At 64.7% G+C, this 18,209-nt stretch carries 19 protein-coding genes, 1 tRNA gene and 1 pseudogene; 6 read left to right on the top strand and 15 right to left on the bottom strand.

Annotated features, from left to right (window positions below; all coding sequences use genetic code 11):
* Nucleotides 1–24 precede the first annotated feature (24 nt).
* Complete coding sequence (locus ACFSNN_RS11300; RefSeq protein ID WP_134456167.1) at nucleotides 25–1,275, top strand: DUF1501 domain-containing protein; 1,251 nt, start codon at nucleotides 25–27, stop codon at nucleotides 1,273–1,275.
* A 49-nt stretch (nucleotides 1,276–1,324) separates the two neighbouring features.
* On the opposite strand, the gene ACFSNN_RS11295 is transcribed toward ACFSNN_RS11300, so the two are convergent.
* Entirely contained in the window at nucleotides 1,325–2,149 is an 825-nt protein-coding gene (locus tag ACFSNN_RS11295) for a squalene/phytoene synthase family protein (protein ID WP_134456166.1), read from the bottom strand.
* A gap of 387 nt (nucleotides 2,150–2,536) precedes the next feature.
* On the opposite strand from ACFSNN_RS11295, the gene ACFSNN_RS11290 reads away from it, so the two are divergent.
* Nucleotides 2,537–2,623 (top strand) — tRNA-Leu (locus ACFSNN_RS11290).
* A gap of 81 nt (nucleotides 2,624–2,704) precedes the next feature.
* On the opposite strand, the gene ACFSNN_RS11285 is transcribed toward ACFSNN_RS11290, so the two are convergent.
* Together ACFSNN_RS11285 and ACFSNN_RS11280 are read right to left on the bottom strand one after the other, a co-directional pair.
* Nucleotides 2,705–3,352, bottom strand: a complete 648-nt coding sequence (locus ACFSNN_RS11285) for an ureidoglycolate lyase (RefSeq protein ID WP_134456165.1) — start codon at nucleotides 3,350–3,352, stop codon at nucleotides 2,705–2,707.
* A gap of 96 nt (nucleotides 3,353–3,448) precedes the next feature.
* Complete coding sequence (locus ACFSNN_RS11280; RefSeq protein WP_134456164.1) at nucleotides 3,449–4,063, bottom strand: TetR/AcrR family transcriptional regulator; 615 nt, start codon at nucleotides 4,061–4,063, stop codon at nucleotides 3,449–3,451.
* A gap of 85 nt (nucleotides 4,064–4,148) precedes the next feature.
* Here ACFSNN_RS11280 and ACFSNN_RS11275 point away from each other — a divergent pair, with 85 nt between their 5' ends.
* Entirely contained in the window at nucleotides 4,149–5,279 is a 1,131-nt protein-coding gene (locus ACFSNN_RS11275; RefSeq protein WP_134456163.1) for an MBL fold metallo-hydrolase, read from the top strand.
* Between the two features lie 145 nt (nucleotides 5,280–5,424).
* On the opposite strand, the gene ACFSNN_RS11270 is transcribed toward ACFSNN_RS11275, so the two are convergent.
* Nucleotides 5,425–6,015, bottom strand: coding sequence for a LysR substrate-binding domain-containing protein (locus ACFSNN_RS11270; RefSeq protein ID WP_377765435.1), 591 nt, complete (start codon nucleotides 6,013–6,015; stop codon nucleotides 5,425–5,427).
* A gap of 183 nt (nucleotides 6,016–6,198) precedes the next feature.
* Nucleotides 6,199–6,333 (bottom strand): annotated as a pseudogene (locus ACFSNN_RS11265) (LysR family transcriptional regulator); the annotation flags it as partial.
* Between the two features lie 184 nt (nucleotides 6,334–6,517).
* Between ACFSNN_RS11265 and ACFSNN_RS11260 the strand changes: the two are divergent.
* Nucleotides 6,518–7,222 carry an SDR family NAD(P)-dependent oxidoreductase gene (locus tag ACFSNN_RS11260; RefSeq protein WP_134456161.1) on the top strand — a complete coding sequence of 235 codons (705 nt, stop codon included), beginning with the start codon at nucleotides 6,518–6,520 and terminating at the stop codon, nucleotides 7,220–7,222.
* Between the two features lie 85 nt (nucleotides 7,223–7,307).
* Here ACFSNN_RS11260 and ACFSNN_RS11255 read toward each other — a convergent pair whose 3' ends face one another.
* From ACFSNN_RS11255 to ACFSNN_RS11215, 9 genes are all read right to left on the bottom strand, one after another.
* Nucleotides 7,308–7,661: a RidA family protein gene (locus ACFSNN_RS11255; protein WP_012432899.1), complete on the bottom strand. Its 354-nt coding sequence runs from the start codon at nucleotides 7,659–7,661 to the stop codon at nucleotides 7,308–7,310.
* Between the two features lie 75 nt (nucleotides 7,662–7,736).
* Nucleotides 7,737–8,909 (bottom strand): NAD(P)/FAD-dependent oxidoreductase, encoded by a 1,173-nt coding sequence (locus ACFSNN_RS11250; protein WP_134456160.1) that lies wholly within the window; start codon nucleotides 8,907–8,909, stop codon nucleotides 7,737–7,739.
* Nucleotides 8,902–10,308 (bottom strand): FAD/NAD(P)-dependent oxidoreductase, encoded by a 1,407-nt coding sequence (locus tag ACFSNN_RS11245; protein WP_134456159.1) that lies wholly within the window; start codon nucleotides 10,306–10,308, stop codon nucleotides 8,902–8,904. Before ACFSNN_RS11245 ends, ACFSNN_RS11250 begins: the two co-directional genes overlap by 8 nt.
* Nucleotides 10,298–10,678, bottom strand: coding sequence for a (2Fe-2S)-binding protein (locus ACFSNN_RS11240; protein ID WP_134456158.1), 381 nt, complete (start codon nucleotides 10,676–10,678; stop codon nucleotides 10,298–10,300). Before ACFSNN_RS11240 ends, ACFSNN_RS11245 begins: the two co-directional genes overlap by 11 nt.
* A 7-nt stretch (nucleotides 10,679–10,685) precedes the next feature.
* Nucleotides 10,686–11,822, bottom strand: a complete 1,137-nt coding sequence (locus tag ACFSNN_RS11235) for an NAD(P)/FAD-dependent oxidoreductase (protein WP_134456157.1) — start codon at nucleotides 11,820–11,822, stop codon at nucleotides 10,686–10,688.
* A complete protein-coding gene (locus ACFSNN_RS11230; RefSeq protein ID WP_134456156.1) occupies nucleotides 11,819–12,616 on the bottom strand; it encodes an ABC transporter permease in 798 nt (265 codons plus the stop codon). The genes ACFSNN_RS11235 and ACFSNN_RS11230 overlap by 4 nt, the downstream gene beginning before the upstream one ends.
* 16 nt (nucleotides 12,617–12,632) lie before the next feature.
* Complete coding sequence (locus ACFSNN_RS11225; protein ID WP_012432905.1) at nucleotides 12,633–13,505, bottom strand: ABC transporter permease; 873 nt, start codon at nucleotides 13,503–13,505, stop codon at nucleotides 12,633–12,635.
* Nucleotides 13,492–14,571: an ABC transporter ATP-binding protein gene (locus tag ACFSNN_RS11220; RefSeq protein WP_134456155.1), complete on the bottom strand. Its 1,080-nt coding sequence runs from the start codon at nucleotides 14,569–14,571 to the stop codon at nucleotides 13,492–13,494. Before ACFSNN_RS11220 ends, ACFSNN_RS11225 begins: the two co-directional genes overlap by 14 nt.
* 57 nt (nucleotides 14,572–14,628) lie before the next feature.
* Nucleotides 14,629–15,696 carry an ABC transporter substrate-binding protein gene (locus tag ACFSNN_RS11215; protein WP_134456154.1) on the bottom strand — a complete coding sequence of 356 codons (1,068 nt, stop codon included), beginning with the start codon at nucleotides 15,694–15,696 and terminating at the stop codon, nucleotides 14,629–14,631.
* Between the two features lie 157 nt (nucleotides 15,697–15,853).
* Between ACFSNN_RS11215 and ACFSNN_RS11210 the strand changes: the two genes are divergently transcribed.
* Together ACFSNN_RS11210 and ACFSNN_RS11205 are read left to right on the top strand one after the other, a co-directional pair.
* Nucleotides 15,854–16,816 (top strand): LysR substrate-binding domain-containing protein, encoded by a 963-nt coding sequence (locus ACFSNN_RS11210; protein ID WP_134456153.1) that lies wholly within the window; start codon nucleotides 15,854–15,856, stop codon nucleotides 16,814–16,816.
* A 96-nt stretch (nucleotides 16,817–16,912) separates the two neighbouring features.
* A complete protein-coding gene (locus tag ACFSNN_RS11205) occupies nucleotides 16,913–17,593 on the top strand; it encodes an alpha/beta hydrolase (protein WP_134456152.1) in 681 nt (226 codons plus the stop codon).
* Nucleotides 17,594–17,621: 28 nt separating this feature from the next.
* On the opposite strand, the gene ACFSNN_RS11200 is transcribed toward ACFSNN_RS11205, so the two are convergent.
* Complete coding sequence (locus ACFSNN_RS11200) at nucleotides 17,622–17,909, bottom strand: hypothetical protein (protein ID WP_134456151.1); 288 nt, start codon at nucleotides 17,907–17,909, stop codon at nucleotides 17,622–17,624.
* Nucleotides 17,910–18,209 lie beyond the last annotated feature (300 nt).

The following is an 18,209-nucleotide window of genomic DNA, read 5'->3' as shown; positions in this document are numbered from 1 at the left end:
CGCGGCGATCGAACGAGGTGCAGGATGAAACGACGCAGCTTTCTCTCGATGAGCGCGGCCGCGAGCGCGACACTCTGGCTGCCTCGCGCATTCGGCGCGCCGATGGCGGCGCCGGGCGCGTCTTCGGCGCGTGGCTACGACAACCTGTTGATTCTCGTCGAACTGAAGGGCGGCAACGACGGTTTGAATACCGTGATTCCGTTTGCCGATCCCACGTACTACCAGTTGCGCAAAAACATCGGCATCAAACGAGAGCAGGTCATTCAACTCGACGAGCGCACCGCGCTGCATCCGTCCTTGCAAGCGTTGCTGCCGCTGTGGCGTGACCAGCAACTGGCGATCGTGCAGGGCGTGAGCTATGCGCAACCGAACCTGTCACACTTCCGCTCGATCGAAATCTGGGACACCGCTTCGCGTTCCGACCAGTATCTGCGCGAGGGATGGCTGACGCGCGCGTTTGCGCAGGCGCCGGTGCCCGCCGGTTTTGCCGCCGACGGCGTGGTGATCGGCAGCGCCGAGATGGGGCCGCTCGCGAACGGCGCGCGCGCGATCGCGCTGGTCAATCCGGCGCAGTTCGTCAAGGCTTCGCGGCTTGCTACACCCGTGTCGCTGCACGAGCGCAATCCCGAGCTCGCGCATATTCTCGACGTCGAAAACGATATTGTGAAAGCCGCCGACCGGCTGCGTCCCGCGCAAGGTCAGGCGCCGTTGAAGGCCGTGTTTCCCGGCGGCGCGTTCGGCAGTTCGATCAGAACGGCGATGCAGGTGCTGGCAGCGGGTGAGGTTCCAAAAGACGCGTCTTCGCGCAACCCGCAGCAAGGGCAAGCGCAAGCGCAGCGAGGCGCCGGCGTCGCGGTGATCCGTCTGACGCTGAACGGTTTCGACACGCATCAGAATCAGCCGGGTCAGCAGGCGGCGCTGCTCAAGCAACTCGCGGACGGATTGATCTCGATGAAGTCGGCGCTCGTCGAACTTGGCCGCTGGGACAATACGTTGGTGATGACCTATGCCGAGTTCGGCCGGCGTGCGCGTGAGAATCAGAGCAACGGCACCGATCACGGCACCGTGGCGCCGCATTTCGTCATGGGTGGACGCGTGCGCGGCGGCCTATATGGCGTGCCGCCGGTACTGGCGCGGCTCGACGGCAATGGCAACTTGCCGGTCGGCATCGATTTCCAGCAGCTTTATGCCACCGTGCTCGGGCCTTGGTGGGGACTCGATGCGTCGGCGATCCTGCAGCAGCGGTTCGAACCGCTGCCGTTGTTACGCGCATGACGACGTGCGGAACGCGCGTCGCGTGACGCCGACGCGCCAGTAGCTCAGTTCACTTCGCGCGCCACGCGATCCAAAGCTTGCGAATCGGCGTCAACGCGATGCGCTGATGCAGAACGTGATAGCCGTCACGTTCGATTTCATCCAGCAAGGCCAACGCCAATGCAGTTTGCGCGACGAGCGTGCGCTGCGAGCGGCGCTCGCCGGCGGGCACGGCGCCGAGCGCGGTCTGCAGCGCGTCGCGGGCGCGCCTGGTCTCGAAGCGCATCAACTCGGTGAACGCGTCGCTATATTTTCGATTGATCAGATCCGCGGCGGTCACATTGAAACGCTGCATTTCGTCGATGGGAATATAGATGCGGCCGTGGCGCGCGTCATTGCCCGTTTCGACCACGAACTGCGCGAGCAGCAGCGCCTCGCCGAGCGCCGCGGACCAGGTCGACGCCTGCGCGGCATCTTTCGCCGTGGCGCGCGCGACCAGCGACGCGAACGTGCCACCGACGCCTTGCACATAGCGCCGCAGATTCGGATAGTCGAGGTAGCGCGCCTGGTCGAGATCCATCTCGAAGCCGGCGAGCAACGCCTGCAGCATCGGGTATTCGGCCTTCACATCGGGCAGGTAGGCGGCCAGCGCCTTGGACACCGGATGCGACGGCGTGCCCGCAGCCAGCGCGGCAAGCTCGTTTTGCCACCACGCGAGTTTCGTGCGGCCGATGGCCGGATCGCTGGTCTCCTTGACCGTTTCCTCGAACTCGCGGCGCAGCGCGAACAGCGCGGTCAACAGCGGCTGGCTCGCTGCGGGCGCCTGCCGAAGCGCATAGTAAGTACTCGATCCAGGGGGCGCCGCTTTCTGCTGGCAATATTCGTCGAAATTCACGGGATTGGGAATGTGGGGAAGGGCAGGCGAAGAGGGAGCACGCCGTGCGTGCATCGAGCCAAAAATTGTAGCATCGGCGCCGCCCTGACAGATGCCGGGCAAATGCAGACAAGCGCGAATCAATCGGTTAGAATCTCGCGCTTACGCTTTCGGGCGCGTGTTTTTGACGCGGCTGACGGCACGCGGGACAACAGGCAGGCGCATCGTGTCATGCCTGCCTACGCGGGCGACGAAGCAGGTGCGCGCACCTGCTCCAGGCCTGACGTTCCCCTGGGCGGCGGCAGGGCTGAAGCCGTTGGAACCCGCGTAGAATAAGGGCTGTTGCTGGTATTGCGGCGAACTGTATCGCGTGCGAAACCGTAGCGGTCCTGCCTGCAGTGAAAATTCGCGTGAGTGGCGAAATTGGTAGACGCACCAGGTTTAGGTCCTGACGCCAGAAATGGTGTGCCGGTTCGAGTCCGGCCTCACGCACCAGGAAATAAGGCCACGTTCCCAAAAGGAACGTGGCCTTTTCTACATCTGCAGCGCGTATTCGAGCGCCTCCGCTTCGTATCGCTACAGGTCGATCGACGCCTCGAGAAGACAGCCAAACTCACGGGCAAAGTCGACAGAGACCCGTGCATGGACGGCGCCCTGCTTGTCGAAGAACCGCTGCGTCCCTTCGAGCGTGAACACCCCTTCATGCCAGATGTTCGGATGGATGTAGAGCCCTTGCTTTCCGTCGAAGCGGAAGCACACGAACTTCTCCGGCGCGATGTCGTCGCCGGGCAACGCCAGGGGAACGTAGAACGGGCGATGGTCCAGCGGAAAGAACAGTTGGCCGCCATCCGGATGGTAGTTCGCGTGCCACAGCAGCATCCGTTCCGGTGTGCGGGCGCTGTCGTCGCGGGCGGCTTCAGGCTCGGTTGCGTACGCAAGAACGTAGTGACCACCCACCGCTTCGTTGCGGCCGTAGAGAATGTCCCCGCGCCATTCGCTCACGAAGGTGCCTTCGGTGGTGCCGGCCTCATCGCCGGTGCCGGGGTCGATGGGCCGCGAGCCTGCCGCCGGCCACTGCACGATCTCGATCGGACACTCGCTCGGGTCCGTCACGAGCCGGCCGAATCCGTCGAGCGTTGCCGGAGTCGCGTCGACCACGGGCATCGACACGCGCCGCAGGCCGGAGGGAAGGGCGGGGTTGAGGTAGTCGATCTTTTGGGACATCGGCGCAATGTGAACGAGTAGAAAACGTCGATTGTAGACGCTCGAACAAGCCGTTTGGCCGACCCTTATGCCCACGAAAGCGGCCCGGCGGTACGCTCACGCATAACGTGCGAGGAACATGTCAGCGGCCGATTCAGCGACCTGCTTTTGCTCGCGTTCGCCAAGCGGCGCCTGGCCCATCGTGACCTGCGGCCAGAAAGCGAAGGCTTTCACCAGCGCCTGCAACTGCAGCGCCGCGAACAGCGGATCGTCGGTCTTGAGACGGCCGTCGGCGGCGGCCGCCCGGATCCACACGGTCAGGTCTTCCTCGCGTTCGCCGAGTCGGGCGACCATGTCTCGCGCTCGCTCCGGCGAATGGATGCCGGCCGCAATCGCCACCCGTGCCAGCGCCAGGAAAGATTCGTCGTTCAGCAGCCGCAGCTTGCGGCCCAACAGGTCGAGCAACTGCGCGCGCAATGGCTGGTCGGCGCTGTACGCGGGCGCATCGCCGCTCTGGCTCGCGTCCCATAGCTGGTGGAGAATCGCCGCGAAAAGCGCTTCCTTGCTTGGGAAATGGTTGTAGACCGTACGCTTCGAGACATTCGCTCGGGCGGCGATACGGTCCATGCTGGTCGCGTCGTAGCCGGCCGCGAGGAATTCCTCGATTGCGGCGTCGACAATGGCGACACGCTTGCGGTCAGTCAGGCGTTGGTGAGTGGCGCTCGGATCCATCGATAGATTTTACACCGGGCAGTTTACTTTTCTCGAAAATAAACTACACTGCCGAGTGTACATTTTTCTATGGACGGCCAATCTCATGACGTCGCTTCCCGCTCTTGTGAGCCGCGTGCTCGGCTTGACCGCCGCGCGTCGCGGTCGCGCGTTGTCCAGCACCTCGCCGCAGCACGACGGCGAACGCTTTCGCAACGTCAAGCCGCGTCCCACCGAAGGCCTGCGCAAGACGCTCGGCATTGTGTGGAATGTGTTGCTCAACAAGCCGAGCGGCACCGTGCCGGCCGAGGCTTTGCCCGTCGATGCGCTGACGCGCGCTCAGCTCGATGCGGCGCCCGACCGCAGCCTCTACCGGCTCGGCCATTCGACGATGCTGCTGAAGCTGCGCGGCCAGTTCTGGCTGACCGATCCGGTGTTCGCGGAACGAGCCTCGCCGTTCCGGCATCTCGGCCCGAAGCGCTTCCATGCGCCGCCGATCGCGCTCACCGATTTACCACCATTGCGCGGCGTGATCCTGTCGCACGATCACTACGACCACCTGGACCGTGAAACGGTGCTCGCGCTCGCGGAGACCACCGGCGTGTTTCTGACGCCGCTCGGCGTCGGCGACCGGTTGATCGAATGGGGCATCGATGCGTCGAAGGTGCGGCAGTTCGACTGGTGGCAAGGCACCGAGGTAGACGGCGTGCAATTCACCGCTGCGCCCGCGCAGCATTTTTCCGGCCGCAGCCTGTTCGACGGCAACAGCACGTTGTGGGCGTCGTGGGTAATCGTCGACGATGATCTGCGCGTGTTCTTCAGCGGCGACACGGGCTATTTCGATGGTTTCAGGACGATCGGCGAGCGGCTTGGGCCGTTCGATGTCACACTGGTCGAAACGGGCGCCTACGACGCGCAGTGGCCCTACGTTCACATGCAGCCCGAAGAAACCGTGCAGACGCACATCGATCTGCGCGGCCGTTGGCTCGTGCCGATTCACAACGGCACCTTCGACCTCGCCATGCACCGCTGGCAGGAGCCGTTCGAAAGGGTGATGGCACTCGCCCTCGCGCGCGGCGTCGCGTTATCGACGCCGCGCATGGGTGAACGGCTGGATCTGAGCGCGCCGCATCGCGGCGAACGCTGGTGGCGCCATGTCGGCGAGACCGCTGCGGCACCCAAGGCCGCATGGCGCCTGTGCGGCGCGCGCAATGCCGGAGACGCGGAGTCTTCGTGATCCTCGTCGTGATCCTCGTCGTGATCCTTTTGTGAGCGCAGCCTGCCGGAGGCCACGCTTACTCGCAGCCCGTCAGTCGCGAACCAACTGGGTTCGCGTCGAACAACGCGCTGCCGCACCGTTCTGAACGCAACCCAAGCTGCGTTCAGAACGGCACCTGCCGGCGGCACACATCGAGCACCAACTGCCGAAACCAACGATGAACCGGATCATTCTCCAAACGGGGATGCCACATCTGGGAAATCGTAAAGCCGTCAGTCGCCACGGGAAGCTCAAAAGAGTGGACGGACTCGCTCTGCTGCGCGTTCGCGAAAGAGGCAGGCAGGAGCGCGACCAGATCGGACGCTCGCGCCACCGCCAACGCGGCTGGAAAACCCGGCACGACCGCCACGGTCGTTCGTTCCAATCTTTGCAATGCAATCGCGGCGTCAAGCGCATCAATTATCTGGCGACCGTGCGGCGCGACTACATGGCCGAACGCAGCATATCGCGCGATAGTCACGTCCTGTTCCGTTTCCAGCGGATGCCCCTTTCTCACCACGCCGACATAGCGGTCGCGAAACAACGCGCGCACGCGTATTTCAGGGCCCATTTCTTCCAGCACGCCAATCTCGAGATCGGCCGAACCGTTTCGCAGATACTCCGCACTCTTTTCCGCTTTCGAGGAAAAGTGCAAACGCACGAGCGGCGCAACCGCGGTCACTTCAGCAATCAATCGTGCGCCGAAGGCTTCCACGAAAGCTTCATTGGCGCGAATTCTCAGGGTTCTGCGCAGCGTTGAAAAATCCGCTGCCGCCGACGACGGACACAGCAACGAACGCGCCTCGAGAACGATGTTGTGTGTTTGCTCACGAATCTCCTCGGCATGCGGAGTCAGCACCATGTTGCGCCCCGCGCGGACCAGCAATGGATCGCCGGTCGCGGCACGAAGGCGAGTCAGCGTGCGGCTCATTGCGGACGCACTGAGATGCAGCGATCGAGCGGCACGTGTGACGTTTTTCTCGGTCAGCAACGCATCGAGCGCGAAAAGTAGATTGAGGTCCGGTTCTGGCATCGCGTGATCGCAGTAGGCAAGATGAGGTAGGGCGTCCGACGCATATATTAGTTGCATTCGGTGCGGCTTCCGCCGTCCCTGATGAACCGCTACATTGGTTTGGGTGAATGACCCGAAATTGACCTGAAAGCATCGCTCCCGTTACTTCCGAGTTCGAGAGCGGCTTTGTTTATCGAGGATGCCCATGCAAGACACACCTTCGCAGAAAACCGTTCTCCTCGTCGGCGCGTCGCGCGGCCTTGGTCTCGCGATGGTCGAGGAGTTTTTGAAGCGCGGCTGCCGGGTCATCGCCACCGGGCGAGCGGCTTCGACAGAAAAGCTTCGGCATCTGGCTGAAGCTTTCGCTGGCGCGCTTGAGGTAGACACTGTCGATATCACGATTCCAGAGCAGATCGCGGCGTTGCGCGCCCGTCTCGAAGGGCGCCGTATAGATGTGCTCTTCGTGAATGCAGGCGTGAAGAACGACGATCGTGAAACGCTAGCGGACGTCTCGACCGAGGAATTCGTGCGCGTGATGGTAACGAACTCGCTGAGTCCGATGAGAGTCGTCGACGCGTTTCAGGACCTTGTTCCGCCGACTGGAACGATCGGTGTCATGTCGTCGGGGCAGGGCAGTATCACTAACGCCACGAACGCGAACTATGAAGTCTACAGAGGGAGCAAGGCCGCGCTGAATATGTTCATGCGCACCTTCGCGGCGCGCAGCGCCGGCTCTCCGCGCAGCCTTCTGCTGATGGCGCCCGGATGGGTCCAGACAGACATGGGCGGTCCCACGGCGCGCTTGACCATCGAAGAAAGCATTCCGAACCTCGTCAATACGATCGAGGCTTATGAAGGGCGCGCGGGCTTGCATTACCTCGACTATCTCGGGCGGCCGGTACCCTGGTGACTGGCCGCTCGCCAACCGCATGAATTGGGCGGCAGGGCATCGGCACACCGAGATCAGTGCTGTGCGGACGCGCTTACCGCGTCCCTCAACCCAGTGCCACGACCGCGATCTCGACGAGCAACTCGGGCGCGGCGAGCTTCGCTTGCACCGTCGCGCGGGCCGGCGCGTGACCTTGCGGCACCCACGCATCCCATACTTCGTTCATGCCCGCGAAATCGCGGCCAATGTCCGCGAGCCAGACTTGCGCGGAGACGAGGCGCGTTTTGTCGATGCCGGCCTTTTCCAGGTAACCGTCGATCTTTTCCAGCACCTTCGCGGTCTGGAGTTTCACGTCAAGGGTGTGATCGGCTGAAGTCTGGCCGCCGACGAATACGAGGCCGCCGGCTTTGACGACGCGGCTCATCCGCTGGTTGGTTTCGATACGAACGATATCGGTCATGACAATCTCTCCATTTGAAAAGGCGAACGAAACCGCCGCGCGCGTCGACAGAAGCGCGCGACGGAAAAAAATCGGTTAGTGCGCAACGAGATGCGAAGCGCCAGGACGGGAAGCCGCGGCCGCGCGGCCAAAACGATCGATGGCAAACGTATCGAGCGAAAGCGAGGGCTTGCCGTCCAGCATCAGTTCGGATACGAGCTTGCCGCAACCCGGTCCGAGCTGAAAACCGCTGCCGCAATAGCCGAACGAGTAATACAGATTCGCCGCCTTGCGGCTCGCGGAAATGACCGGCAGTTCATCTTCCGTAAAAGCTTCGACACCGGCCCACGCGCGGTTCACGCCGAGATGGCGCAGATGAGGAAACAAATCGGTCACGGTTCGCGCGCTGCGCACGAGCCGCGAAAAATCGACTTCGCCGTGACGATTCGCCAGATCGGCAATGCCGATCAGTTTGCCGCCGATCACCACCGTGCCGTTATCGAACTGCTTGAAGGACAACGGCCGGCCAGTTGCCCCGAGCGTCGCCCGACAGAAGGGCGCCACGCGCTGCGTGACCATCAGCATCAAACCTTCGGGATGCACCGGTACGCTCTCGCCGATCTGCTTCGCCAACTCGCCGGACCATGCGCCCGCCGTGACGAGCAACTGGTTCGCGCTGAACGTGCCGTGCGGCGTGACGGCGAACCATCTCGTGCCGCGCTGCTCGATGCGGCGGACCGGCGTGCCTTCCAGAAAGCGCGCGCCGAGCCGCTGTGCGGCGAGCCGAAAGGCCGTGGTGGTTCGATAAGGCAGCGCGTAACCGTCGTGCTCGACCCAGATGCCGCCGGTAACATGCCGCGCGAGCGCCGGTTCGAGTTCAAGCACGGTCTCGCGGTCGATCACCTTCTCGTGCGTGAATCCATGCGCTTCGAGCAGCGCGACGCGTTGCCGGCACGCGTCCAGTTCGTCATCGGTTTCGGCGATCTTCAACTGGCCGGAAGCCACGAAGCCGCCGTTCTCGCCAAGCAGCTCGCTCATGCCGTGCCAGATTTCCCGCGACATCAGCGCGAGCGGAATTTCGGGCAACGGGCGGCCCAGCGTGCGTACACCGCCCGCGTTCACGCCCGACGCGTGACGCGCCACATAATCGGCTTCGAGCACGACGACCTTCACGCCGCGCCGCGCCAGATGGAACGCGCTGCTCGTGCCGTGCAGGCCGCCGCCGACCACGAGGACATCGGCTCGCTGGAGGTCGGTCGTGTCACTCACCGGCGAGTTCTCCGAGCGTGAGCGGCTTGATCGGCGGACGGATGCGGTAATAGCCGACTTCCGCGGGCGAGACGCGGCGCGCATCGGCGATGACTTCGGTCACCGTGAGGCCGCACATGCGTCCCTGACACGGACCCATGCCGCAGCGTCCGAACGACTTCGCCTGATTCGGTCCGACACAGCCGAGCTCGACGAACTTGCGCAGCTCGCCAGCGGTGACTTCCTCGCAACGGCAGACGATGGTCTCGTCGCGCGGAATGCGGTTGATGTCGCGTGGACGATACAGGCTGTCGAGAAATGGCCGGATACGCATGACGCCCGCGAGCGCGCGACGCTGCGCGACGGCTTCGGCATCGCGCGCCTCGGCCGTGAGCGCGCCGAGTTGCGCGGCTGCCGCGAGACCCGCGAGCGTGCCCTGCAAAGCGGCCGCCTGCGCGCCGCCGATGCCCGCGCCATCGCCCGCGACGAAGATGCCGGGCACGTCCAGTTCGCCCCACGCGTCGACTTTCGGGGTGAAGCACAGTTGCGCGTCGTCCCAGCGGTGCGCGGCGCGCAGCGCCTGGGTGAATTGCGTGTTCGGCACGACGCCCTGATGCAGCAGGATCACGTCGGCTTCGAGACGATGCGCGGTGCCTTGCGTCGTGAAACGCAGCGCGGCGGCACGCTCGACGTGATCCGTGCCGATGCGCGCTTCCACGCGCAGATCGTCGGCGGCCTCGAAGATCGGCACGTTGGCGTCGCGCAGCGTGCGGATCAGTTGCAAGCCCTTGCTCAGGAACGGCCACGCGCGCAGCGCCGCCAGCATATGACGCTTCGCGCGCCAGCGGTCTTCATGGCGCGTGGTGTCGACCAGCGCGCGGATCGGCACGCCGGCGCGCACGTATTGCCAGCCGAGCAGATACAGCAGCGGTCCGCAGCCCGCGAGCACCGGCGGCGCGGCGGGCACTTCGCCCGCGCTTTTCAAGAGGATCTGCGCCGCGCCCGCCGTCAGCACGCCGGGCAGCGTCCAGCCGGAAATCGGAAAGGGCCGCTCCAGCGCGCCGCTGGCGAGAATCACGCGTTGCGCGTCGAAGCTGCCGATCTTGCCGTCCTTCAGATAGTTGACGCCGCGCTCGCGCGTGACCTGCCACACGGTCGCATGGGTCAGATGCCGCGCGCCCGAGACTGCGAACGCTTCGGCAATGGCGGCGCCCGCCGCGTAGTCCGGCCCGAGAATCTCCTTGCGGCGCGCGTCGGCGCGGCCGATGGCGCGATAGATCTGGCCGCCCGCGGCGTCCTGTTCGTCGATCAGCACGGTCGAGAGGCCTGCGCGCGCCGCGCGCGTCGCCGCGCTCATGCCGGCTGGGCCGGCGCCGACTACGACGACGTCGACGGCTTCGGATGCGAAATCAGCGGTCATGGGCGGTCTCCAGCGGGGCGTTGTTGATGTCGGTCGCGCCGCAAGGCGGCAGATCGCGCGCGCCTTCCTGCGAACGGATGCGCATGCCGGCCGTGACTTCGACCATGCAGGCCTGGCGGCTCGGCATGCCGTCGATCTCGACGAGGCAGTCGAAGCACGCGCCCATCATGCAGAAGGGCGCACGCGGCGCGCCGGACACGGGCGTCGCGCGAAAGCGCGACACACCCGCCGCAAGCAGGGCCGCCGCGACCGAGCAGCCGCCCGGCACGGACAGCGGCCGGTCGTTGAACCAGATGGCGACCTGCGTGGCGGCCGCGCCTTGCGCGCCCGGCAGCGGCTTGAAAAGCGAATGAGTCGATTGGGTAGTCATGTCGAATTCAATGAGCGGGAGTCAGGTCACCGGCGTGCTCGAAGCGGCGCGCGGAAAAATGGGGCAGTTCGTCGGGCATCGGCGCGCCCACGATCCACGGCGCGACGCGCAGCGCATGCGCGGCCGCGAGCGTCACGCCGCTATGGCAGGTGACGACGAACGCGCCGGGGTGCGCCTCGGACTGGTCGTAGATCGGAAAACCGTCCGGGCTATAGACACGCAACGCGGCCCACATGCGCACGAGCCGCACGTGCTGCAGCATCGGGAAGGCGCGCACGCCGCGCCGGGCGATGTCGGCCAGCACATGCGTGGTCGTGAAATCGTTGAAGCCGACTTCTTCCATCGAATCGCCGAACTGCACGCTGCCCTCATCGGTCTGGCGTACGTTGAGCGTCGGATAGTCGAGAAAGCGCGCGACGCGTTCGCTCACCAGCACCTGCCCGCGATTCGGCGCGACCGGTGCGTCGAGTCCGACGGACGGCGCGAGCGCGCGATTGCCGAGTCCCGCGGCGAGCACGACGCGCGCCGCGCGATACGTGCCGCGCTTTCCATGCACGACGAAGCCCTGCGCCTGCGGCTCGATGCGCTCCGCGCGTTCGCCCGACACGAGCCGCACGCCGCGCGCCTGCATGGCGGTATGCAGACCGCGCAGCAGCTTGAGCGGATTCACGTGACCGTCCATCGGCGAATAGCTCGCGCCGATCACCGCCGGGCCGATTTGCGGAATGCGCGCGCGGACTTCGGCGGCGTCGAGCATCTGGTAGGGGTAATCGCCCAGCTCGATTTGCAGCGTCGAGAGACGTTTCTCGCGTTCGGCGAGTTCGTTGTCGTTGAAGCAGAAGTGGAAGCCGCCCGGCTGGCGCAACGCCACGTCCACGCCGGTTTCGTTATGCAGCGCTTGCGCGAGTCCCGGCCAGCGCATGGCCGAACTGCGCGACCAGCGTGCATAAGGCGACAGGCCATAGCCTTTGCCCTGAATCCAGACGAGGCCGAAATTGCCGCGCGACGCGCGCAAGCCGCCGTCGTCCTCGTCGAGTACGGTGACGCGCGCGCCTTCGCGGGCGAGTCCGTAGGCCACGGCCGAACCGACCAGGCCGCCGCCGAGCACCAGCACGTCGGGGCTATCGGTGCTTGTCAATGTCATCGGGTTTCTCCGATCAGAATGCGATCCAGTCCGACCATGCGGTCGAGCAGGATCATCAGAAGGACCGTGCCAACGATCAGCACCGCCGACACCGAAGCGACCAGCGGATCGATCGTCTGCGCGATCTGGTTGTACATGGCGACGGGCAGCGTGGTCGTGCCCGGTGTCGCGACGAAGATGGTCATGGTCAGTTCGTCGAAACTCTGAATGAACGAGAGCACCCAGCCGCCCGCCACGCCGGTGCGGATCATCGGCAGGACCACGCGGCGAAACGCGGTGAAGCGGCTCGCGCCACAGGAAAGCGCGGCGCGTTCGGCATCGCGGTCGAGCCCGACGGCCGACGACAGCGCGAGGCGCAACGCATACGGCAGCACGATGATCACGTGCGCGCAGACCAGCGACCAGAACGATCCCGACAGATGCAGCAGCGACAGAAAGCGCAGGAACGCGATGCCGAGCACGACCGCGGGAATCATCATCGGCGAGAGGAAGAAGCTGGTGAGCGCGGCGCGGCCCGGAAAACGATAACGCGCGATCGCCAGCGCGGCGGGCACCGCGAGCAGCACGCCGATGCTCGCCGCCGCGAACGCGAGCCGCACCGACAGCCAGAAGGCCGCGACGATGTCGCCGTTCTCGATGATCGCGCGGAACCAGCGCAGCGACGCGCCATCGAAAGGCATCGAGATAAAGCCCTTGTCGGTGAAGGCCACCAGCATCACCGCCGCGAGCGGCGCGAGGATAAAGGTCAGAAAAAACGCGTTGTAGACGAGCCCGAGAATGCCGTTCTGTTTCATGATCGCTGTCTCCCGCTCAATCGAAGATGTGCTGAAAGCGGCGCTCGGCGAGGCGGCTGCAGCCCATCACGATCGCCACGTTGGCGATCAGCAGCAGCACGGCGATGCTGGCGCCGAGCGGCCAGTTCAGCGTGCCGAGGAACTCGTCGTAGGCGGCGGTGGCGACCACCTTGAGGCGCCGGCCGCCGATCAGCGCCGGCGTGGCGAACGCCGATGCCGACAGGGCGAACACGATGATCGAGCCCGACAGCACGCCCGGCATGATCTGCGGCAGCACCACGCGGCGGAACACCGCGAACGGCGAGCCGCCGAGCGAGCGGCCGGCCCATTCCACTTGCGGGTCGAGCTTCTGCATGGTCGCCCACACCGACATCACCATGAAGGGCACCAGCACATGCGTGAGCGCGATGATCATGCCGGTCATCGTGAAGACGAGGCGGATGGGTTCGTCGGTCACATGCAGTGCCTGGAGCAGGTTGTTCAGCACGCCGTTGTTGCCGAGCAAGATCTGCCAGCCGAGCGTGCGCACCACCACGGAGATGAGCAGCGGGCCGAGCACGACCAGCAGACACAGCGATTGCCACGGCCGCTTCATGCGCGCGAGCACGATGGTCTCCGGCACGCCGAGCACGATGGACAGCAGCGTGACGGCGAAGGCGAGGCCGGCGGTGCGCAGAAAGATCGTGCCGTAGTAAGGATCGCTGACGACTTCCCAGTAGTTCGCGAGCGTATAGGCGGCGGTGACGCCGGCGGTGTCGCTGAACACGCGGAACGACAGCATCAGCGTGAGCAGCAGCGGCACCAGCAGCAAACCGACGAACAGCAGCAGCGCGGGCCCCGACAGCAGCCACGGCGCGGCGCCGGGACGGGCGTCGTCAAGCGTGGCCATGAGCGCTCTCCGGAGTGTCTTGCGTGAGCACGCGCAGGTCGTCGTCGGTCCATGCGAGGCCGACTTCGTGGCCTTCCTCGGGCGGCGGCGCGCCGTGGTTCGGTTGCGCGATGCGCAACTTGCCGAGTTCGGTGTCCACTTCGAGCAACCATTGATTGCCGACGAACACGCGCGTTGCGATGCGGCCGCGCAGGCGCGCATCGCCATTGGCCAGATGAACCTTTTCCGGGCGGATATAGACGTTCACCGTGCCGTCCACATGACGGCCTTCGTGCGGCACATGCAGCGTCGTGCCGGCGACGGCGACTTCCGCGCAGCGCGGGTTGCGCCGCAGCACTTCGCCGGAGAACGCGTTGGTGCGCCCGAGAAACGTCGAGGCGAACGGCGTGGCGGGACGCTCGTACGCGTCATACGGCGTGCTCAGTTGTGCGATGACGCCGCGATGCATCACCGCGATGCGGTCGCTCATGGTCATCGCTTCGACCTGATCGTGCGTGACGAGTATCGTCGTGATGCCGAGGCGCTTCTGGATCGCGCGCAGTTCGATGTGCATCTCTTCGCGCAGCTTGGCGTCGAGGTTCGACATCGGTTCGTCGAGCAGCAGCAGTTCCGGCTGCATGGCGATGGCGCGCGCAATCGCCACACGCTGGCGCTGACCGCCCGACAGTTCCTTCGGATAGCGGTGGCCGAGGCCTTTCAGGCGCACGAGGGAAAGCGCTTCGGCGACGCGCTCGTCGCGCTCCTTGCGCCTGACCCTGCGCATCTCCAGCCCGAAGCCGACGTTGCCCGCCACCGTCATGTGCGGAAACAGCGCGTAGCTCTGGAACACCACGCCGATGCCGCGCTTCTCGGGACGCTCGACGGTAATATCGCGGCCGTCGAGCAGAATACGGCCCGTGGTCGGCGTGATGAAACCGGCGACCATTTGCAGCGTGGTGGTCTTGCCGCAGCCGGACGGTCCGAGCAGCGAGAGCAGTTCACCGCGTTCGACGGCAAGATCAAGCTGTTCGATCGCCGTGAAATCGCCGTAGCGTTTCGAGATGCCTTGCAGAGTCAGGAAGGCCATGCGCCTCGCTCCTTCATCAGATCGCGCGTCGCGCGAGGAACGTGCTGGTGCCGCACTTCAGCGTTCGACCGAACGGTTCCAGCGCTCGGTCCACTCGGTGCGATGCTGGTTGATCGTGGCCCAGTCCATCGCCGTCAGCTTCGAGATCTGCTCGGGACCGTAGGGCACGCGGGCGGCGATCTCAGGCGTGAGCTTGACGGTCTTGTTGACCGGACCCAGACCGATGCCTTGTGCCTGCAAGACCTGCACTTCCGGGCTCAACAGGTATTGCACGAACTGTTGCGACAACTGCGGCTGCGCGTTCTCCGCGATCGCGCAGGCCGCCACCTGCAACGCGACCGCGCCTTCCTTCGGGTAAATGAACTTGAGCGGGAAGCCGGTGTTCTGCAAGGCGACGGCGCGGCCGCTGCCGTACGGCGCGAGGATCACGTCGCCGGACTGCATCTGGCCGTCCATTTCGCCGGGCGTCGGTGCCCAGGACAGCACGTTCGGCGCGACCTGTTTGGTCATCGCGGTGAAGCCGGGATCGATGTTCTTCTCGCCGCCGCCGGAAAGACGCGCGAGCATCACGAGCGTATGCAGACCATAGGTGTTGGTGATCGGCGGCACGCCGAGTTTGCCCTTGATGCGGCTGTCGGTGAGCGCCTTCCACGAGTCGGGCGGCGGCAGGCCGGCCTTTTTGAAGGCCTCCTCGTTGTAGCCGATGCCGGTCGCCACCATGCCGACACCGATCGCGCTCGGCCCGAGCTTCGCGAGCGGGTAGACGTCTTTCATCACGGGCGCGTCGTCGAGTTTCGCGCACAGGTTGAGCTGCATTGCCTGATACATCGGACCGTCGTCCATGACGGCGACGTTAATCTGCTGATGGCCTTTCTGCGCCTGCAGCTTGGCGAGCGTATCGCTCGAATTGCCCGCGACGTAGACGATCTTGACGTTATGCGCCTTCTCGAACGGCGGGATGATTTTCTGCCGGTAGAGCTGCTCGTTCGAGCCGCCGACATTGGCGACATAAAGCGTGGTGTCGGCCTGCGCGAGGAGCGGAGCGGCAAGGGCGCAAGCGGCCAGAAGCGGTGCGAGGGCGGGGCGGGACGAGGCGGACAGGCGGCGATGCAACGCTCTTTTCATGACGACGATCTCCAGTTCCGGTGTGGGGACGCGGGCTTTGCTGCCCGTCGTTAGAATGCAGTGTCGCGCCGGCTGGTCATGCCGTCCAATACGAATAAAATAGCAATCTATGCATGGATGATATGGATTGCAGGGCGTCGTCTAAGGGAGAGTACGGATGAATCTCAAGCACATCGAGGCGTTCCGCGCGGTAATGGTGTCGGGGTCGATGACCGCCGCGGCCAAGGCGCTCTTCACGTCGCAGCCGAACGTGAGCCGTCTGATCGCGCAGCTCGAGCGCGACACGGGGCTGCAACTCTTTCAGCGCAGCGGCGTGCGGTTGATTCCCACGAGCGAGGGCGAGGCGTTCTTTCGCGAAGTCGAGCGCGCGTTTGTCGGCCTGCAGGGTTTGGCGAATGCCGCGGCGCAGATTCGCAATCTCGGCAGCGGCCGTCTGCGCATCGCGGCGATGCCGTCGGCGGGCATGACGCTGGTGCCGCACGCCATCAAGCGTTTTGTGGCGCTATTTCCGGATGTCACCGTGTCGCTGCACGTGAATACGTCGGGCACGGTCAATCATTGGACGGCCTCGCAGTTCTGCGATCTCGGCGTGGCGGTGTATGTCAGCGAGGCATCCGATTGCGAAGTCGAACAGCTGGCGGACGTGGCCGCCGTGTGTGTGATGCCGGCGGCGCATCGGCTGGCGAAGAAGCGCAGCATCAAGCCGGAGGATCTGGAAGGCGAGCCGTTCATTTCGCTGTGTCACGGCGACGGCACGCGCGCCCTGATGGACGAAGTGTTCCAGCGCGCGGGCGTGCAGCGCGTCATGTCGATCGAGGCGCAATACGCCGCGATGTGCTGCGAGATGGTTCGCCACGGCATGGGCGTGACGCTCGCGCATCCCATCGTCGCGCGCGACTTCGCCGGGCCGGAAATCGCGATTCGTCCGTTCCTGCCGGCTACGCGTTTTCAGACCTATTTGCTGTTTCCTCCGCACAGGCCGCGAGAACGGCTGGCGTCGGCGTTCGTCGAGGTCTTGCGAGCGCTGCACGAGGAACTGCTCGCCGAGGTCGTGGCGCCGGCGCGAAGCGCGGCAGGGCGCGGGCGGTCGCGGGCCGAGGCGGCAGGGGACAGGCTTTGAAGAAGCCGGATGTGCCTTGTCTCGCCTCGCGGTATATCCTCCTCGTACTCATTCCGATCCTCTGAACCGTTTTTCGCAACCGGGTAATCGCGATACATGACCGAGCAACCGCCTACCATTGAAATTGAAAGCGCGCCGAATCCGAGCTTCGCCGTGATCCTGATGCACGGTCTCGGCGCCGATGCCAACGACTTCGTGCCGCTCGTGCCCGAACTGCGTCTCGGCAATGCGCCTGGCGTGCGCTTCGTGTTTCCCAATGCGCCGGAGATTGCCGTTACGGCGAACAACGGCTACGTGATGCGCGCGTGGTATGACATCCGCTCGTTTCAGAACATCAATGAGCAGGTCGACGAAGCGGGTATCGAAGCGTCTTGCGCAACCGTGCGTCAGTTGATCGAGACGCAGAACCGGCGTGGCATTCCGACTTCGAACATTTTTCTCGCGGGGTTTTCGCAAGGCGGGGCGATGACCTATTCGGCAGGGCTGACGCATCCGGAGACACTTGCCGGCTTGATCGTGATGTCGGGGTATGTGCCGTCGCCGGGCTTTATCGACAGCCGCTTGAGCGCCGCGAACCGTGGCACGCCTGTCTTCGCCGCGCATGGCATGTACGACGACGTGTTGCCGATCCAGCTAGGGGAGGCCGCGCGCGATTTTGCGATCACGCGAGGTTGCAAGGTGGACTGGAGTGCGTATCCGATGCCGCATTCAGTCTGCGCGGAGGAGATATCGGCGCTGCGCGCCTGGCTCGGCGCGCTGCTCGCGGCGTCTTCCTGAATGTCTTCCTGAAGGGTGCCGGCCGCGCTCAGGCGTCCGGCGTTTGCGCAGACGCTTGCGTGCCCGGCAGGTCCGCTTGCGTGGCGCCTTCAAGAAAGCGGCGGGTCGATTCGAACGCCTGCAGCATCGGCTCGGGCCACGGCGTTTGCAGCATCACCGCCTGATGGTTTTCGAACGCCGACGACAGCAGCTTCGCCAACTCAGGCGAGCGCAGATGACGCAGCAGTACGCTAACGGCAATTGCCGTGGCCTGGCTCGCGCCGGCCGTCTGGAGTTCCGAAGCGGTGAGGGCCGCGACCTGTTTGTTGATGTCCACTGCTACTTCCTTAGATGAAATATGGGAGAGGGATGGCCCGATGGCCGACGGCCGGTGGCGAATTTTGACACGATTGGCGGCTTGCGCGGCTGCTGACATCGATGCGGTTGGGACTAATGGCGCAATGTCGCCGGCGAATTGCCAAGCATCGTTACGCACGCGTCATTGACTCGCCTGATAGTTAGCTCTGAGGCGCGGTTTACATGGTATTCTCCGCGCCGATTTTAGCCGTATCGTTGATGTAATACGCACGGATTAATCAGTGCGTAACCAAGCGAATCTCGCAATAGAACACAATAA

Origin of the sequence: Paraburkholderia dipogonis, assembly GCF_042680985.1 — a bacterium.
GTDB classification, from domain to species: domain Bacteria; phylum Pseudomonadota; class Gammaproteobacteria; order Burkholderiales; family Burkholderiaceae; genus Paraburkholderia; species Paraburkholderia phytofirmans.
The sequence above is the reverse complement of the archived record's forward strand: the minus strand, read 5'-3'. Positions and strand labels throughout refer to the sequence as shown.

What these genes read in the sequence shown, in the direction of transcription:
- ACFSNN_RS11225 (WP_012432905.1), bottom strand. Translation starts at nt 13,505, where the DNA reads ATGGCCACGCTTGACGACGCCCGTCCCGGCGCCGCGCCGTGGCTGCTG.
- ACFSNN_RS11215 (WP_134456154.1), bottom strand. Translation starts at nt 15,696, where the DNA reads ATGAAAAGAGCGTTGCATCGCCGCCTGTCCGCCTCGTCCCGCCCCGCC.
- ACFSNN_RS11205 (WP_134456152.1), top strand. Translation starts at nt 16,913, where the DNA reads ATGACCGAGCAACCGCCTACCATTGAAATTGAAAGCGCGCCGAATCCG.
- ACFSNN_RS11280 (WP_134456164.1), bottom strand. Translation starts at nt 4,063, where the DNA reads ATGGATCCGAGCGCCACTCACCAACGCCTGACTGACCGCAAGCGTGTC.
- ACFSNN_RS11255 (WP_012432899.1), bottom strand. Translation starts at nt 7,661, where the DNA reads ATGACCGATATCGTTCGTATCGAAACCAACCAGCGGATGAGCCGCGTC.
- ACFSNN_RS11230 (WP_134456156.1), bottom strand. Translation starts at nt 12,616, where the DNA reads ATGAAACAGAACGGCATTCTCGGGCTCGTCTACAACGCGTTTTTTCTG.
- ACFSNN_RS11220 (WP_134456155.1), bottom strand. Translation starts at nt 14,571, where the DNA reads ATGGCCTTCCTGACTCTGCAAGGCATCTCGAAACGCTACGGCGATTTC.
- ACFSNN_RS11235 (WP_134456157.1), bottom strand. Translation starts at nt 11,822, where the DNA reads ATGACATTGACAAGCACCGATAGCCCCGACGTGCTGGTGCTCGGCGGC.
- ACFSNN_RS11210 (WP_134456153.1), top strand. Translation starts at nt 15,854, where the DNA reads ATGAATCTCAAGCACATCGAGGCGTTCCGCGCGGTAATGGTGTCGGGG.
- ACFSNN_RS11285 (WP_134456165.1), bottom strand. Translation starts at nt 3,352, where the DNA reads ATGTCCCAAAAGATCGACTACCTCAACCCCGCCCTTCCCTCCGGCCTG.
- ACFSNN_RS11275 (WP_134456163.1), top strand. Translation starts at nt 4,149, where the DNA reads ATGACGTCGCTTCCCGCTCTTGTGAGCCGCGTGCTCGGCTTGACCGCC.
- ACFSNN_RS11300 (WP_134456167.1), top strand. Translation starts at nt 25, where the DNA reads ATGAAACGACGCAGCTTTCTCTCGATGAGCGCGGCCGCGAGCGCGACA.
- ACFSNN_RS11240 (WP_134456158.1), bottom strand. Translation starts at nt 10,678, where the DNA reads ATGACTACCCAATCGACTCATTCGCTTTTCAAGCCGCTGCCGGGCGCG.
- ACFSNN_RS11260 (WP_134456161.1), top strand. Translation starts at nt 6,518, where the DNA reads ATGCAAGACACACCTTCGCAGAAAACCGTTCTCCTCGTCGGCGCGTCG.
- ACFSNN_RS11245 (WP_134456159.1), bottom strand. Translation starts at nt 10,308, where the DNA reads ATGACCGCTGATTTCGCATCCGAAGCCGTCGACGTCGTCGTAGTCGGC.